Annotated in this window: 16 protein-coding genes; 3 read left to right on the top strand and 13 right to left on the bottom strand. The window is 38.4% G+C overall.

Going from position 1 to position 14508, the window contains the following annotated elements:
- Nucleotides 1-7: 7 nt before the first annotated feature.
- Nucleotides 8-220, top strand: coding sequence for a hypothetical protein (locus tag VXM68_RS19290; protein ID WP_293954932.1), 213 nt, complete (start codon nt 8-10; stop codon nt 218-220).
- Nucleotides 221-255: 35 nt separating this feature from the next.
- Here VXM68_RS19290 and VXM68_RS19295 read toward each other — a convergent pair whose 3' ends face one another.
- The 7 genes from VXM68_RS19295 to dinB all read right to left on the bottom strand — a co-directional run bounded on the left by VXM68_RS19295 (nt 256) and on the right by dinB (nt 8229).
- Nucleotides 256-627 carry a response regulator gene (locus VXM68_RS19295; protein WP_293954930.1) on the bottom strand — a complete coding sequence of 124 codons (372 nt, stop codon included), beginning with the start codon at nt 625-627 and terminating at the stop codon, nt 256-258.
- A 248-nt stretch (nt 628-875) separates the two neighbouring features.
- On the bottom strand, nt 876-1079 hold the full coding sequence (locus VXM68_RS19300) for a YwbE family protein (protein ID WP_293954928.1): 204 nt from the start codon (nt 1077-1079) through the stop codon (nt 876-878).
- Nucleotides 1080-1332: 253 nt separating this feature from the next.
- Nucleotides 1333-2658 (bottom strand): RIP metalloprotease RseP, encoded by a 1326-nt coding sequence (gene rseP, locus VXM68_RS19305; RefSeq protein WP_367209735.1) that lies wholly within the window; start codon nt 2656-2658, stop codon nt 1333-1335.
- Nucleotides 2659-2673: 15 nt separating this feature from the next.
- Nucleotides 2674-3831, bottom strand: coding sequence for a 1-deoxy-D-xylulose-5-phosphate reductoisomerase (locus VXM68_RS19310; protein ID WP_367209736.1), 1158 nt, complete (start codon nt 3829-3831; stop codon nt 2674-2676).
- Between the two features lie 15 nt (nt 3832-3846).
- Complete coding sequence (locus tag VXM68_RS19315) at nt 3847-4653, bottom strand: beta-carotene 15,15'-monooxygenase (protein ID WP_294182551.1); 807 nt, start codon at nt 4651-4653, stop codon at nt 3847-3849.
- Nucleotides 4654-4862: 209 nt separating this feature from the next.
- Entirely contained in the window at nt 4863-6989 is a 2127-nt protein-coding gene (locus tag VXM68_RS19320; protein WP_367209737.1) for a DPP IV N-terminal domain-containing protein, read from the bottom strand.
- A gap of 142 nt (nt 6990-7131) precedes the next feature.
- Nucleotides 7132-8229 (bottom strand): DNA polymerase IV, encoded by a 1098-nt coding sequence (gene dinB, locus VXM68_RS19325; protein WP_367209738.1) that lies wholly within the window; start codon nt 8227-8229, stop codon nt 7132-7134.
- 224 nt (nt 8230-8453) lie between these two features.
- Here dinB and VXM68_RS19330 point away from each other — a divergent pair, with 224 nt between their 5' ends.
- A complete protein-coding gene (locus tag VXM68_RS19330) occupies nt 8454-8858 on the top strand; it encodes a hypothetical protein (protein ID WP_294182556.1) in 405 nt (134 codons plus the stop codon).
- 145 nt (nt 8859-9003) lie between these two features.
- On the opposite strand, the gene VXM68_RS19335 is transcribed toward VXM68_RS19330, so the two are convergent.
- Genes VXM68_RS19335 through VXM68_RS19345 form a run of 3 tightly spaced genes read right to left on the bottom strand, consistent with a single transcriptional unit; the run spans nt 9004 to nt 11504 of the window.
- Entirely contained in the window at nt 9004-9963 is a 960-nt protein-coding gene (locus tag VXM68_RS19335) for an exonuclease (protein WP_367209739.1), read from the bottom strand.
- Between the two features lie 4 nt (nt 9964-9967).
- Nucleotides 9968-10543: a dephospho-CoA kinase gene (coaE, locus tag VXM68_RS19340; RefSeq protein ID WP_367209740.1), complete on the bottom strand. Its 576-nt coding sequence runs from the start codon at nt 10541-10543 to the stop codon at nt 9968-9970.
- A gap of 10 nt (nt 10544-10553) precedes the next feature.
- A complete protein-coding gene (locus VXM68_RS19345) occupies nt 10554-11504 on the bottom strand; it encodes a CdaR family protein (RefSeq protein WP_294182562.1) in 951 nt (316 codons plus the stop codon).
- 691 nt (nt 11505-12195) lie between these two features.
- Between VXM68_RS19345 and VXM68_RS19350 the strand changes: the two genes are divergently transcribed.
- Entirely contained in the window at nt 12196-12396 is a 201-nt protein-coding gene (locus VXM68_RS19350) for a helix-turn-helix transcriptional regulator (protein ID WP_293954908.1), read from the top strand.
- A 284-nt stretch (nt 12397-12680) separates the two neighbouring features.
- On the opposite strand, the gene yajC is transcribed toward VXM68_RS19350, so the two are convergent.
- Genes yajC through nusB form a run of 3 tightly spaced genes read right to left on the bottom strand, consistent with a single transcriptional unit; the run spans nt 12681 to nt 14463 of the window.
- Nucleotides 12681-12998 carry a preprotein translocase subunit YajC gene (gene yajC / locus VXM68_RS19355; RefSeq protein ID WP_293954907.1) on the bottom strand — a complete coding sequence of 106 codons (318 nt, stop codon included), beginning with the start codon at nt 12996-12998 and terminating at the stop codon, nt 12681-12683.
- 26 nt (nt 12999-13024) lie between these two features.
- Entirely contained in the window at nt 13025-13486 is a 462-nt protein-coding gene (locus tag VXM68_RS19360; RefSeq protein WP_182331274.1) for a DUF1573 domain-containing protein, read from the bottom strand.
- Between the two features lie 29 nt (nt 13487-13515).
- On the bottom strand, nt 13516-14463 hold the full coding sequence (gene nusB, locus VXM68_RS19365; RefSeq protein ID WP_294182567.1) for a transcription antitermination factor NusB: 948 nt from the start codon (nt 14461-14463) through the stop codon (nt 13516-13518).
- Nucleotides 14464-14508 lie beyond the last annotated feature (45 nt).

Below are 14508 nucleotides of genomic sequence, written 5' to 3' on the forward strand. Positions count from 1 at the left end.
TTGTTGTATGACTCCAGAGGAATTACAAGAATATTTTAGATCCAAAGATCTGCCTGATACGCTAGAAATACAGCAAGACATGCAAGTCTTTGACGTTCAACGCTTCTTAAGCACAAGCTTTATCCATGTAAGCTTATGGAAAAAAGACTTAAGTAAATGTCCGTCCTGGATTAGGTTGTTAAAATTCAAGGATGCTTTAGAAACCAAAGAAAAAGCCTGACAGATGTTAGGCTTTTTTTGTGCAGCTTTTTATATTCAAGAAGCAAGTTGTTTCATTAATAAAGGCATCTGCTCCTTTGAAAAAATCTCTTCTGCCCCAGCGTCCCGCATTTTCATACGTTCATTTTCATCACTGCTCGATGTTAGACCGAATATCCTGACGGAAGGGAACTTTTCTTTCATTATTTTAGCCGTTTCTATTCCGTTTAGCACGGGCATATGTAGATCCAGTATACATATCTGAGGAAGCTCATGTCCGTTGTCATGGAGGTAGTCAATTAAGTCCATCCCATTAGAAGCACAATAAACCAAATTCAATAAATGAGATTGAGTCATAGCACGCATCAGTATATGATGAATTAACGCATCATCAGCATAGACAATCGTACATTTATTTTTTATATCCATTTGAAAAAACAGTCATTTAGTAATTATAAAAACAATATTATATAAATATGTAATAAAATAAAAAATAAAGAAACAATTTAGTGGTAATAATGTCATTATTCAAGTTTTATTTCAAAATGCCCACTATTAATAACTCAAAGTCTTTACATGAATTTATTCAAAAGGACATCATAGGCAGCAAAATTTTCAGTATCAATAGTACGAGAAAAGATTAAATAAAAAAGAGCGGAAGATCAGTAAAACACCTGCTAAAAGTCATCTTCAATAATTTCGGCCACTCTTCCTATTTGGCCGTCCATCAATCTCACTTTAATTCCTCTCGAATGATAAGAGGATGAGGTCAACAAGTCCTTCACAATCCCCTCTGTAAGATTTCCAGTACGTTGATCTTTTTTTAAGATGATATTCACCAACATACCAGGCTTTATATCTGCTCTATTTCTTCCATCCATGACCAAACTTAGAAAATTTGTTTTTCAAATGCAATACAAATAGAGAATTTATTGTTGTAAAAATCTTCATCCTAAGGCTTAAATATATACGATGAAAACATATAAAGGGATAAATCAGCTAGCAGATAATTATAGAACGTGAAACCTTCTTCTTTAAACGTACCTATAACATAGAGTAAAGGGGGGCCAAATTCAAAGCCCCCCTTTACTCTATGAGATACATGCCGTCAGCTTCGGCTGGCGATCGTTTGAGCTATTTAAATAGCTTAAAAATATCGTTTCCGAATATAAATACCATTAAGGCCAAAAGAATAAAGAAACCAACCATCTGCGCCTTTTCCAGAAATTTTTCGCTCAATGGCTTACCTTGTATCATTTCAATCAATAAGAATAATACGTGACCACCATCCAGCGCTGGAATAGGCAATAGGTTCATAAATGCCAATGCCATCGACAACATTCCGACCAAAGACCAAAAACGGATCCAATCCACCTCAGTACCAAACAAAGTAGCTATACCAATAGGACCCGATAAGGCTTTATCAGCACGCACTTCGCCTTTAAAAATTTTGCCAAATCCTTTGGCATTATCGGTAATCACTGTAAAAGCCTTCTTTGCACCAATTGTAAATGCTTCTGTCAAAGTATATTGCGTTGTAAAAGATTTGATGGAATAATCACGGTTAATACCAAACCCAAGCATGGCATCTGCAGGGACATTTCCTTGCAAGGAAACTTCATTACCTTTGCGTACGACTTTAATTGTTACAGTTTTATTGATATTCGCTTTTATCTGTGCTCTAAATTGGTCAAAGAAAGGAACCTGTATATTATTTACGGCAATAATGCTATCTCCCTTCACAAAACCCATTTTGCTCGCCACTGAACCTGGCGCTACTTCCGCTATGCTGGTCGTCTTAATTCGGGGCTCAATAAACTTCTCGCCTTTTTTGTCAGAAAGCGTATTTAATAAATCGGCTGGAACTTTGACATCTTCAGTCACACCACCACGTTCAACAGCAAGGGTAACTCCCCCCATCAATACTTTAGAACTGATCAGCTCGGAATAATTTTCGACACGGTGACCATCAATTGAAATGACTTTATCTCCAGCTTTCAAGCCAATGGATTCCCCAATAGATCCCGGCACAATACCGTTTACAAGCTGGTCCATTTTGATATCTGTATTGCCCATTTTAAAAGTCAGCATCCAAAAAACGATAACACCGACTACAATATTGACAATAATACCGCCCAGCATAACAATTAAACGTTGCCAAGCTGGTTTTGACCGAAATTCCCATGGCTGTGGTTCGCCCTTCAATTGCTCCGTATCCATCGACTCATCGATCATCCCAGCAATTTTGACATAACCACCTAATGGTAACCAGCCAATACCATATTCACATCCTTTATAATTGAATTTAAACAATTTCACTCCCCAAGCATCAAAGAACAAATAAAACTTTTCTACCTTGATACCAAATGCACGCGCTGCTAAAAAATGTCCTAACTCATGTAGAACAATTAAAATTGACAAGCCTAGAATCACTTGTCCGACCATAATTAAAACACCCATGTATGCTTTTTAAATTTAATCTTTGATTATTTCCTTTGTTATTAATCTTGCTATACGATCCGTTTCCAGATAATCATCCAACGTTGGGGCTGCAATAAATTCTACTTGATCCAGTGTCTGTTCAATCACATCACTCATCTCCAGAAAACCAACTCGATCTTTCAAGAACGCATCTACAACCACTTCATTAGCGGCATTCAAGACGCAGCTTCTATTGCCACCGGTCCGTAAACTCTCATAAGCAAGAGCCAGGTTTCTGAAGGTTTCCAAATCTGCTTTTTCGAAACTGAGTGTTGGATAGTCCATAAAATTAAAACGCTCAAAATTATTTTCGAAACGTGCTGGGTATGTCAACGCATATTGGATCGGCAATTTCATATCAGGCAGGCCCATTTGCGCTTTCATAGAACCGTCTTGAAACTGAACCAGGGAATGGACAATAGACTGAGGATGTACAATGACATCGACTTGATCTATGGACAAATTGAAAAGCCATTTTGCTTCAATGACTTCTAAGCCTTTATTCATCAAAGAAGCGGAATCAATGGTGATTTTGGCTCCCATAGACCAATTGGGATGCTTCAATGCTTGAGCCTTGGTAACACAGCGAAGCTCAGCTCTACTTTTACCTCTAAAAGGCCCGCCAGAAGCGGTAACGTAGATTTTCTCTATTGGATTATGCTCCTCTCCGGTCAAACACTGGAAAATTGCCGAATGTTCTGAATCCACAGGTAGCATTCGAACGCCATATTCACGCACCAAAGCCATAATCAGCTCGCCAGCGACAACCAGCGTTTCCTTGTTAGCCAAAGCGATATCCTTTTTGGACTGAATCGCTTTCACAGTAGGCTTTAATCCGGCAGATCCAACAATTGCATTCAAAACAATATCAACATCTTCATATTGAACCACTTCAACCAACCCCACTTCACCTAAAAGAACAGCAATATTATGCCCTTTTAGGGCATCCTGGACATAACCATATTGAAGGGAATCCGTTACAACAACTGCTTTGGGCTTAAACTCCAAAGCCTGTTGAATTAACAATGCTGCATTGCTACCACATGTCAAAACGACTGCTTCAAATTTATTAGGAAAGGCTCTTATAACATCCAAGGCTTGCGTGCCTATACTTCCCGTTGCCCCTAAAATGGCAATTCCTTTTTTATTCAAAACCTTTGTTATTTATTAAAATATATTTTTTAAAATCTCTGGGTCCTCTCCACCATGGTAATCGGCCATCATTGAACGATAAGCTACCGAAACGACAATGCAAGCTAAAGGTACAACCAAAAAAGAACTAACGAGGTTCAAAATAATAAAAATTATGTAATATTCTAGAAAATTAAAATACATCTGCAGCAACTGAAAGAAAGCAAACACAGCCAAAATCAACAACAGTTTGAACACGTTACCCTTTGTCAGTGCGAAACTAAAACGCAAAGATTTGAAAGTTCCCGCGTGTTTATCAATAATGAAGAACGGATAAAATGCCACTCTTATGATTAGGAGAAAGGTCAATATGGCTGCCACAAAAACGACAAACATTGTAAACTTGCTCATCAGCTCCACACGGTTTTCACCGTTTTCAAACAAATATAGGAAGGGTAAAGAAACTGCTCCCAATAACATTAAGAGCATTATTGAAAGCACCATAATACTGAGCATAGCTCCGAAAAAGTAAACCAGCTCTTTTGAACTTGGGATACATTGAATCAGCTTCTTATCATGGTTTCCATCAATCAGACTCAAAATATACTTAAACAAAGTCATGTTCAATCCGAAATACATTACCATGAAAAAAAACGCCATAAAACCACTCAACACTACATTGAAATCACTAATCGATGTTGCGAGATAATTGGAGAGTCCAGAAGTCACAAATAACAGAAAACAAAGTCCGGCAACAGAAAAATAATGCTTTTTCAGCAACTCCAATGACTTATTAAAAACCTCATTAACGGCAAAAGTACTTTCCTTTAGGAATTGAATCATTTTATCTTTAAATAAACTTCTACAAAGATGCCATATTTTTTAATTTTCAACAATTTACACATATAGAAAAATCACTTTTTTTGTCATATTTAACATAAAGAAGGGCCCGATGAAGAATATTTGGCAATGTGAATAAACGAAAATACTCCGTATAATAAAAATCCCCTATCGAAGTGATAGGGGAAGTTATATTTTTACCTTAATTCGGCTTATTTAAACTCTTTTGGAAGCGGCTTTTCCAGTAAATATTGATAGTAAAAACGCGCACGTTCATTAAAATCATATTTGCTTTTCGATCGGTCAAATCCATGCCGGCTTCCGGGATAAATCATCAATTCGAAAGGAACGTCTCGATCAGTCAATTTATCGACGAGCTGGATTGTATTCTGCAGATGTACATTGTCGTCCATATCGCCGTGCATAATACGCAACACACCTTTATAACGACTAGCATAAGTCAATACAGATCCGGCTTTATATCCATCCGGATTGTCATGCGGTGTATCCATCCATCGTTCTGTGTAATGACTATCATAGAGATCCCAAGACGTTACAGGCGCACCTGCAATACCGAAATCAAATACATCAGCGGCTTTTGTCATCGCTAAACATGTCATGTATCCCCCATAGCTGTGGCCTGTGATTAGCACCTTGTTTTTAGCCACCCAAGGCTGCGATTTTAACCATTTGACAATGGTTGAATAATCAATAATCTCCCAATGCCCAAGATTACGGTGCATATAGGCCACACCTTTTTTGCCAAAATGCCCCGAAGCACGGTGATCTGCGGAGACTTGAATCACTCCTTCATTAGCCCAATATTGGTTGTTTGTTCCTTTCCAGGTATCTTTCACTGTTCCAGCATCGGGTCCACCGTAGATACTGAAAACAACTGGATAAACTTTCGATTGATCAAAATCTGTCGGATAAGTTATTGTCAGGGGAAGATCAAACAATCTGTCATCCGATTTAATATGTAAATATTCGGTTTTACCGTACGTATAGGAAGCAAAATCTGCTGCTTTGCTATCTGCCAATTGCCTAACGACCTTACCCTTATTATCCAACAATGCAAATCTATCTGGTGTACTTACATTAGAATATTTAGTAATAAAATACTGGCCATCAGGCGATACACTAACGTCGTGTGAGTACTCACCAAAAGTCAGACGTTTGAGATTTTTACCCGAATAATCCACACGATAAAGATCAGACCGCGCTGAGTTTTCTTTACGTGCAGTAAAATAGATCACCTTGTTTTTTTCATCGATCCGCTTCAATTCAGTAACCTGCCATTCACCAGAGGTAATGGGATTTACCAAAGTACCGTCCAATTTATAAAGATAATAATGAGCCCAACCTGACTTGTCTGATTTTAATATATAATATTTATTATCAGCAAGATAAGTTATACCCTCATCGTGATCCAAATTGATCCACGAAGACTGACGCTCATCATAGATTTCTTTTTTTAAACCAGAGTTCGGATCGACCTGATAAAACTTTAAATTGTTCTGATCCCGATTCATCCACTGTACCATTAGATTTTTACTATCAAAGGCCCAATAAGGTTGACCGAAATACTGATCGTCTTTTTCGTTAAAATCAGCCCACGTCACTTTCCCCCCTTCAAGATGAACTATACCGACTTTGACTTCTGGATTAGGGTCACCCGCTTTAGGGTATCTTGTTTCTTCGAGATAACCATGCTGACCTTTTGACGAATAAATAGGAAACATCGGAACCTTTGTATCATCGAATCGCATAAATGCTATCTTACGACTATCCGGAGACCACCAAAAAGCTTTGTACTTTGTCGGACGCCCAAGAATCTCCTCGTAATACACCCAAGATGACCAACCGTTGTAAATGACGTCAGTACCATCATGTGTATATTGCGTCTCTTCTCCTGACGCCACATCTACGCTGTATAAATTACTTTTGCGGGTAAAAGCCACATATTTACCATCTGGCGACAAGGTTGGGTTTTGTTCAGCAATGTCAGGCGAATTGGTCAACTTCTTTACGGCTCCATCACTGCTTTTTAGGAAGATATCGTTCTTATCAATGTAGACAACCGTTCCTTCTTTAGCAGGAATGGTATAAATACTTCTGTTGCCTGATTTAATGTTGACTTGATACAAACGACCATCGTTTACATCATTCTCCAGGTAAGCTGTTCCGTCTGCCCAGCCAGGATACTGATTGGTGCGAACAGTCAAAGATTGCTTTTGCCCCCAAGACTGCGCAAAATCCAATTTCTTCTGCGCAACACCAGTCTCGTGCACAAAAAAAACGATAGACGCACCTAAGAGGATTCTTGATACCGTATTCATTACTTTTTGGATATGTTTATTATATTGAGGCTAAGATAAAGAATTGTGACAAATAACGATGATTTTGCCTGTAACAAGCTTAATTCACATCCTGTATATTCTGCAGCTTATCAAAAGTTGAATAATAGTGCGGATTATTTGATTAAGTAGGATGTTCAAAAAGGTTTAGCTGTATACCTTCTTTTGGAAAATCAGTTTCTTCCACAAAGTTGGATATTGAAACTCCCAATAGCCGCACCTTATTTAGCAGCTCAACCTTTTTTAACAAAAGATGTGCTGTCGCGTAAATTTTGTCTTCGGAGTCGAAACTACTTTCTATGGTTGTGCTACGTGTCAGCTGCACAAAATTCGCATATTTAACTTTCAAGGTTAACGTTCGTCCAGAAACTTCCTTTTTTCCAATACGAAACCACAACTGTTTGCAGAGTCGATGCAAAATGCTGTTTAACTCTTCAAATGCTTCTACATCCTCTTCAAAAGTATCCTCAATACCAATCGATTTACTGCTGCGATTAGGAACGACTGGACGGTCATCAATACCTCTGACAATACGGTAAAAAAAATGACCTGTCTTTCCAAACCAACGGACCAAATCATCTTCACGCTGTTTTTTTAAATCAAGCCCTGTAAACAGTCCAAGTTGGTGCATTTTCTTCGCAGTGACTTTCCCTACGCCAAAAAATTTATCTACGGGCAATGACTCCATAAACTTGACTATCTTAGAAGGACCAATAAATGTCAAACCATTGGGTTTATCCATATCTGAAGCAATTTTCGCTACAAATTTATTAACAGACACACCAGCAGAAACCGTTAAGTTCAGTTCGTCCTTTATAGCTGCTTTAATCGCTTTGGCAATATCGATTGCCGAACCGATCCCCTGTTTATCCACTGTAACATCTAAATATGCTTCATCCAGAGAAAGTGGTTCAATTAAGTCCGTATACCGTAGAAAAATCTCCCTAATCTGATACGAAACCTGGCGATACACATCAAAACGAGGATAAGTGAAGATGATATGAGGGCACAGTTGCAGAGCCTTTCTTGAGCTCATAGCAGATCTGACACCAAATTTTCTTGCTTCATAGCTTGCTGTCGCAACCACCCCTCTCCCATCTGGAGATCCGCCGACAGCGATTGCCTTCCCCCGATATTCGGGGAAGTCGCGCTGATCTACAGACGCATAGAATGCGTCCATATCCAAATGAATGATCTTGCGATATGCCCGGTCTGAGTCCATTGGACAAATTTACAAAAATTAGCATAACAGCACGCATCAAGGACAAAATAACTAAGAGAATTAGTATTCAACATATCACCTTTTTCATTGACTTAAAATAAAAATCATTAGCATTTATGACGTTCATTATTTATCTTTAGATGAAGTTATACAATAGGGTATCCAAAGGATACATTTCCAATTGTTTTACAAATTGTTTCAAACCATTTTAATTCAAATGCATAATGGAAAATATACCTGAACAACAAAAGAAGAAATCTGGATTAAAAAAAATTTTGCTCATCCTGATCCTCTTTATACTCGTTGGGGTTGGCTCATATGCCTACTGGAAATATTATTATGTATTCGGTGAGGGGGTCAAGTCTGGCTATCTTAATTACGCTGTAAGAAAAGGTAATATTTTTAAGACCTACGAAGGCAAGCTCATCCAAGAAGGATTTGGAAGCATAAAGACTGGAGGAATAGCCAGCAATCAATTTGAATTTTCTATCGAAGACGATTCAGTTTTCCAACAATTGGAGCTAAACAGTGGAAAATATTTTGATTTACGTTACAAAGAGTATCATGGAGTGCTTCCTTGGCGCGGAAATACTGTCTATGTTGTAGACAAGATTGTTAATATGAAATAGAAACTTCGCTGGTCATACAGCAAAGTTTTCAAATGAGCAGTCGAAATCAGTTCTATGGTGCTGTTATAGATACGCCAAAATATATAAGTTGCCCCATTTTCTTAGCGTGGGTTTACCCTACCGATTATATTCAGCACTGAAAGACTTACGCTTGCGCGAGAAAGACGTCGCGGACGATCAATTTATCATCAAAATAACTTCTCAGAATCGTTCCATCACCGTGGAGTGTCCATACTTCCCTAGGATCAACCATTTGTATATACTGGAGAATGTCGTTCCAGTCCACGTGATCGGATATATAGAGTTCGATATCGTTCTGTGCCTGCAGGCGCTTCCACCCTGAGGCGAACGCCCGCAATACTTTGGTCGCTCTGAAGTAACTATTAAATGTCATTGGGGGGACCAGATAAACTTTATTCTGTTCGCCCTGTTTCATTTCCTTCCTGTTATAAGGCTGGTAGGACAATTTCTTTAAGCCGTGCTGATCGTAAAGGCGATGGTATGGCAGTATACCACTATGCACGAGCACTTTTCTATCCGGACAATACCTATTGATCAAATCGGTGATCCGCTGTGCCTTTCCTAGCACATATGTACCCAACAGGATATTACTCGCATGTCCATTTAATTTTTTGATTTCCTCGGCTGGGTCAGGATGGATGACAACTGGATTTGCAAAGGTACTTTCGGTAATCAATACATCAGCTTGATGCATTTCGATCGGTTCACATGTCTCATCCAACTGTAATTTATAATCCCCGGTATACAAATATCGCACGCCCATATACTCCATAAGAATCTGTGCCGACCCGAGAATATGTCCCGCCGGTATTAACGTAATCTCGACAGCACCGAGTTTAAAAGAACTGTTATATAATTTAGCCTGATAGGAGTCTTTGCGATTTTGCTTATAACGGTGACTCATAAACAAAGTTGTCGCATGGGTAGCATACACATAATCGTGCCCTGAGCTCGCATGATCGCCATGGGCATGAGATACGACATTATGCATAACCGGATTGCTGGCATCGATAAAAAAATCACCGTAACGGCAGTAATAACCTTCTGGCTTTCTGACAAAGAAGTCAGGCAATATTATAGACATACTATTATTTTAAAAATTTTTGATGTAGATTCCACACTTGTGGCAATAGTGGTGTGGTACCATCGTTGACGATGACGAAGTCGGCCAATTTTAACTTTTCTTCGTCAGCGAGTTGCTTATTAATTCGCTCCATGACCTGTCCTTCCGTAACCTTATCGCGTTTCATAACACGTTGAACACGTACGGATAAAGGTGCCGTAACCAGAATAGTATAATCAAGATCCTTATAAGAACCGCTTTCAAAGAGTAAAGCAGCCTCCTTGAGTGTATAACGGGATTTTTGTTGTGCTGCCCATTCCTTGGCCTCCTGTATAACGATAGGGTGTATAATTCCGTTCACAAGTTCGAGCTTCGCGCTGTCCGAAAATATACGTTGAGCTAAGAAAGCTCGATCCAGCTTCCCGTCCGGATAAGTCTCCGCTCCAAATTCCGCGATTAAGCGTTCTTTAATCCGAATATCGGTATTCATCAGTTTTTTAGCTTCCTCATCCGCGTTATAAACCGGTACTGCCATGGCTTTAAATAGTTTGCAGATAAAAGTTTTACCTGATCCAATTCCGCCTGTTATTCCAATCTTCATGAAAGTATCGTTATTTACGTACAAAAAAGTCTACATTTTGCGGCACAATACTGATTATCTGACAATATTCAGGAACTTTGGTCAATAAAATGGGTAAGTACTGTACCTGATTCTTCTCCCAATCTGAAAGGTCTACCACTGCCTCGAAATCGCGCGACGTATATCTATTGTAATCTTTCACGGACATCAATACCGTGACAACAACTTTACTTGGACTAAGCCTGACCGAACTATAACCTTGTCCATTTTCCACCTTGACAGGTAATTCGATTACTTTCTCGGTCAATTCACCTACTGGCATCAGCACCTCAACAGACGTTGGATAAACATTGATATTCCCTTTTTGATTTCTCGCCAGATTTGCAACAGTTCGTACATCAGTCTCCACGTCTTTCCCCCGGACGGTATCGGTTTCCCAGTACTCAATTGCCGAAACATCCTCGTAAGGCCCGGTGATGGTAACATAAGCTGGTGTAACTTTGGTTTCAGCGATAAAACCGTATCCCCGTTTAAATGAAATATTAGCTAGGGGATTTACAGGCACTTTACGTTGTGTCTGTTTCGAAAAATCAAAAAACAAAGTATCGGGACTGACCGACACGACCCGCTGTTCATGTGGAAATTGCCGATTTATAAATCCTAGCTGATTAGAAAAAACGACCCAATCTTTGGTTTTTAATGAGCTTAGGTCGACCTGAACTTTAGGTGTTTCCAAAGTAGCTTTTGAAAATAAAAATTGCCATCCCGTCATTTCGAGCTTAACTTTTACAGTATCAGACTGCTGCGGGTGGAACGCTCGTTTCTCTGGCAGATTAACGTATTCAATTGCCGCCTTGACGGATACAGTATATTGGTTGGAGATCGAAAATAATAGCCAAGCTAACAACGAAATTCCAACACAACGTATGAAGATATTAATCTTGCGTCGTTGGATCTTATTTATTCGAACTGTATTCGCCATGATACAAACTTAATCAATTTGCGTAAAAATCAGCCCATAGGTAGATAAAAACTTACGTGCCGACCGACAACTCACTTGCCACCAAAAAAATCCATGAACACCTTTGTTAAGGAAGAGCACTTGACTGTTCGTAAGGGCAGACACCCTCACCCAACGTAAAAAACAATCGCATGCATCTATTCAAATAAGAGGTGCTTAAAATTTGGTCAAAACCAAAAGATAGGTTGATAACTCAAATAAATAGTACACATTGATCATCAATCCGTATCAAGGCAAGGGCTTAGTTCAGCTGAGATTTCAATCCCCGAGAGAGTTACTTTCATTCTCATCTATTCTTTATCAAACCGCACAGTTGTGTTACTGGATTCTAATTGGTTTATTAATTCTCGTTGTTCAGAAACTTTTTAAATCGTTCAGTAATAAAACATTTTTTACCGATAAAAATGCTTCACTAATCGTTTTTAGCTCATTCTGCCTAATGCTTTTGCCTGTTATGAGATGGATTACACAGGAATTTTTCCTTAATTGTATTACAAAATTAAGTTTAAATAATTCGAACTATGTGCTACACAATGGAGCACATCTTTTCGATACAGAGACAGTTATTGGTTTAGTATTATTGGCTTTTGGCGCAGCTTTTAAATCAGGCGTCGCTTTACGTAGGGAGAATGAATCCTTTATTTAATTAAACATGCCCATTATAATTAATTTAGATGTTGTCTTAGCCAAGCGTAAAATGTCTTTGACAGAATTATCGCAGAAAGTCGGTTTGAGCCTTGTCAATCTTTCCATCTTAAAGACGGGCAAGGCTAAAGGTGTCCGATTTGAAACCTTAGAGGCCATCTGCAAAGTACTGGACTGCAAGCCCGGAGACATTCTTGATATGGAATAAAGAAAAAAGATACAGAACAGTATGATGCCAAATTTCTCTTATCTCAAAATTAAGCTAACTTAGAAACATGCAAACCCTATTTTTACAGGAAACCGCATCAGAAAGTGCCGTGTTCTAATGAAACAGGCAGCTTCATTGCATTTTTCTCTTTTCATTTATTGTGGAGTAGTCTAAAGCATTTTTATCATAACAATATATTAACGCTCTTAACAGTCGGTACTGTTAAGAGCGTAATAAAAGCCAGTTTTCGTAGAAAACTGGCTTTATTTCTTTCTCGAAAAAGCTTATGAAGCGCTCTTCTCTGTGTTGTTAACAGCTTTAGAAGCATCTAACGCGATTGCTGACTTGTCAAAACGGATTTTTACACCCGAACCTACGTCTACTAAGAAAGTCGTGTCTGATACTTCTACAATACGGCCGTGAATACCAGCTGTCGTTACTACTTTAGAGTTTACACCAAGTTCTTCGATATATTTTTTGTGATCTTTTTGCTTCTTCATCTGCGGTCTAATCATGAAGAAATAAAATACCACGATAATCAAAACCATTGGTAGAAAACTCATCAAATTGCCACCCGCTGCTTGTAATAATACTGTGTTCATTTGTAATTATATCTTTTAATAATGTGTTATTTCGCTAATACTTCGCCTTTGAGCTGCACCGTTGTTAAGCCATTGGAAGCATTGGATTGAATCGTAATGATCTTCTGCTGTTTACCAACTTGTCCTTCACTATTGAAAGTTACATGGATCTCAGATTTTCCACCTGGCAAAATAGGACTTTTCGAAAACTCAGGCTGTGTACAACCACATGAAGCAGTCACTTTCGAGATAATAACAGGTGCATCACCCGAATTTTTCAACACAAAGGTATGTTTTACCTGTGCGCCTTCCTTTACCTGACCGAAATCAAATGCAGACTCTTCAAATTCTACTTTTCCCAATTGTGCCGCTGCCTTAGAAAGGCTATCTGCAGCTGCTGTTTCAGTCGCTGTCTTGGTTCCTTCTTCTTTTCCCTTTTGTGCATTTCCGCAAGAAAATAAAAGTACTGCCGACAACGCTAAAACTGAATATTTGCCAAAGTTTTTCATTCGTATAAATTATTTATGCGCGTTTGGTTTTAATCTTTTAAACCGCGACCTGCCTTCTGGATTCTTCCCTGTTGATTCAGATCGCTCAATATTTTATCTAAGATACCATTAATAAATGTATTACTTTTCAATGTACTGAATACCTTAGAAATTTCAATATACTCATTTATTGTTACTTTTACAGGAATCGATGGAAAATTAACCAACTCACATATTGCCATACGCATCAATAATGTATCCATTAAAGCAATACGATCTGACTCCCAATTCTTGGTTTTCTCCGAGATAAGCTTTTGATACTCATTTGTATTGCGGATTGTTTTACCCAACAATGCAATAATATAGTCGCTATCATCATTCCAATTTTGCGTAATTTCTGCAAGTTTATTTTTTCGTGGATCTTCAGAACTAAAATTCTTAAAAGTCTTCGCGATCAAAGCCTGCAATACTTCTTTATCCACCGGCCAGTTGATGAATTTTTCTTCAAAAACCTGCTCAATAACCGGCGATTTTAAGATGATCTTTTTAAAGATATGCTTGATGATATCCTTTTCCGTACCGATCGAGCGATCTTCTTGTTGCAAGTACTCCAAATAAGCTTCAGAATCCTTTAACTGCAAAAATACAGTGCGCACGATCTCCGGATCAAAGCTCCAGGAAATCTTATATTTTTTGACACCTTCTCCATATTGTGGATTTTGTCTCAATGACTCAATAAAAGTGTTTGTACTTAACTTGGTCGTTAAAGACAAGTCTTTTTCAGTTGGTAAAAACTTATTAGCCCTACCCTCTGCATCTATTAAGACATAATCAGATACTTCATCTAAAAGATTCAGTGTCCACATATACATCTCATAAACTTCATCCACATTTTTTAATAGTGCTTTCTCAAATGTTTTGATGTCTTTATCTTCTGAAAGACTGTACGCATAAAGCGTTTGCACTACTTTTACCCTCAGGTGTCTCCTGTTTAACATAGTAATTTAAAGAACGATTTTTTTATAAAATAATAAATAAGAACG

Origin of the sequence: Sphingobacterium sp. R2, from assembly GCF_040760075.1 — a bacterium.
Taxonomy (GTDB): Bacteria; Bacteroidota; Bacteroidia; order Sphingobacteriales; family Sphingobacteriaceae; genus Sphingobacterium.

Coding starts and splice junctions, on each gene's coding strand:
- VXM68_RS19290 (WP_293954932.1), top strand. CDS start 8: ATGACTCCAGAGGAATTACAAGAATATTTTAGATCCAAAGATCTGCCT.
- VXM68_RS19295 (WP_293954930.1), bottom strand. CDS start 627: ATGGATATAAAAAATAAATGTACGATTGTCTATGCTGATGATGCGTTA.
- VXM68_RS19300 (WP_293954928.1), bottom strand. CDS start 1,079: ATGGATGGAAGAAATAGAGCAGATATAAAGCCTGGTATGTTGGTGAAT.
- rseP (WP_367209735.1), bottom strand. CDS start 2,658: ATGGGTGTTTTAATTATGGTCGGACAAGTGATTCTAGGCTTGTCAATT.
- VXM68_RS19315 (WP_294182551.1), bottom strand. CDS start 4,653: ATGATTCAATTCCTAAAGGAAAGTACTTTTGCCGTTAATGAGGTTTTT.
- VXM68_RS19320 (WP_367209737.1), bottom strand. CDS start 6,989: ATGAATACGGTATCAAGAATCCTCTTAGGTGCGTCTATCGTTTTTTTT.
- dinB (WP_367209738.1), bottom strand. CDS start 8,229: ATGGACTCAGACCGGGCATATCGCAAGATCATTCATTTGGATATGGAC.
- VXM68_RS19330 (WP_294182556.1), top strand. CDS start 8,454: ATGGAAAATATACCTGAACAACAAAAGAAGAAATCTGGATTAAAAAAA.
- VXM68_RS19335 (WP_367209739.1), bottom strand. CDS start 9,963: ATGTCTATAATATTGCCTGACTTCTTTGTCAGAAAGCCAGAAGGTTAT.
- coaE (WP_367209740.1), bottom strand. CDS start 10,543: ATGAAGATTGGAATAACAGGCGGAATTGGATCAGGTAAAACTTTTATC.
- VXM68_RS19345 (WP_294182562.1), bottom strand. CDS start 11,504: ATGGCGAATACAGTTCGAATAAATAAGATCCAACGACGCAAGATTAAT.
- VXM68_RS19350 (WP_293954908.1), top strand. CDS start 12,196: ATGCCCATTATAATTAATTTAGATGTTGTCTTAGCCAAGCGTAAAATG.
- yajC (WP_293954907.1), bottom strand. CDS start 12,998: ATGAACACAGTATTATTACAAGCAGCGGGTGGCAATTTGATGAGTTTT.
- VXM68_RS19360 (WP_182331274.1), bottom strand. CDS start 13,486: ATGAAAAACTTTGGCAAATATTCAGTTTTAGCGTTGTCGGCAGTACTT.
- nusB (WP_294182567.1), bottom strand. CDS start 14,463: ATGTTAAACAGGAGACACCTGAGGGTAAAAGTAGTGCAAACGCTTTAT.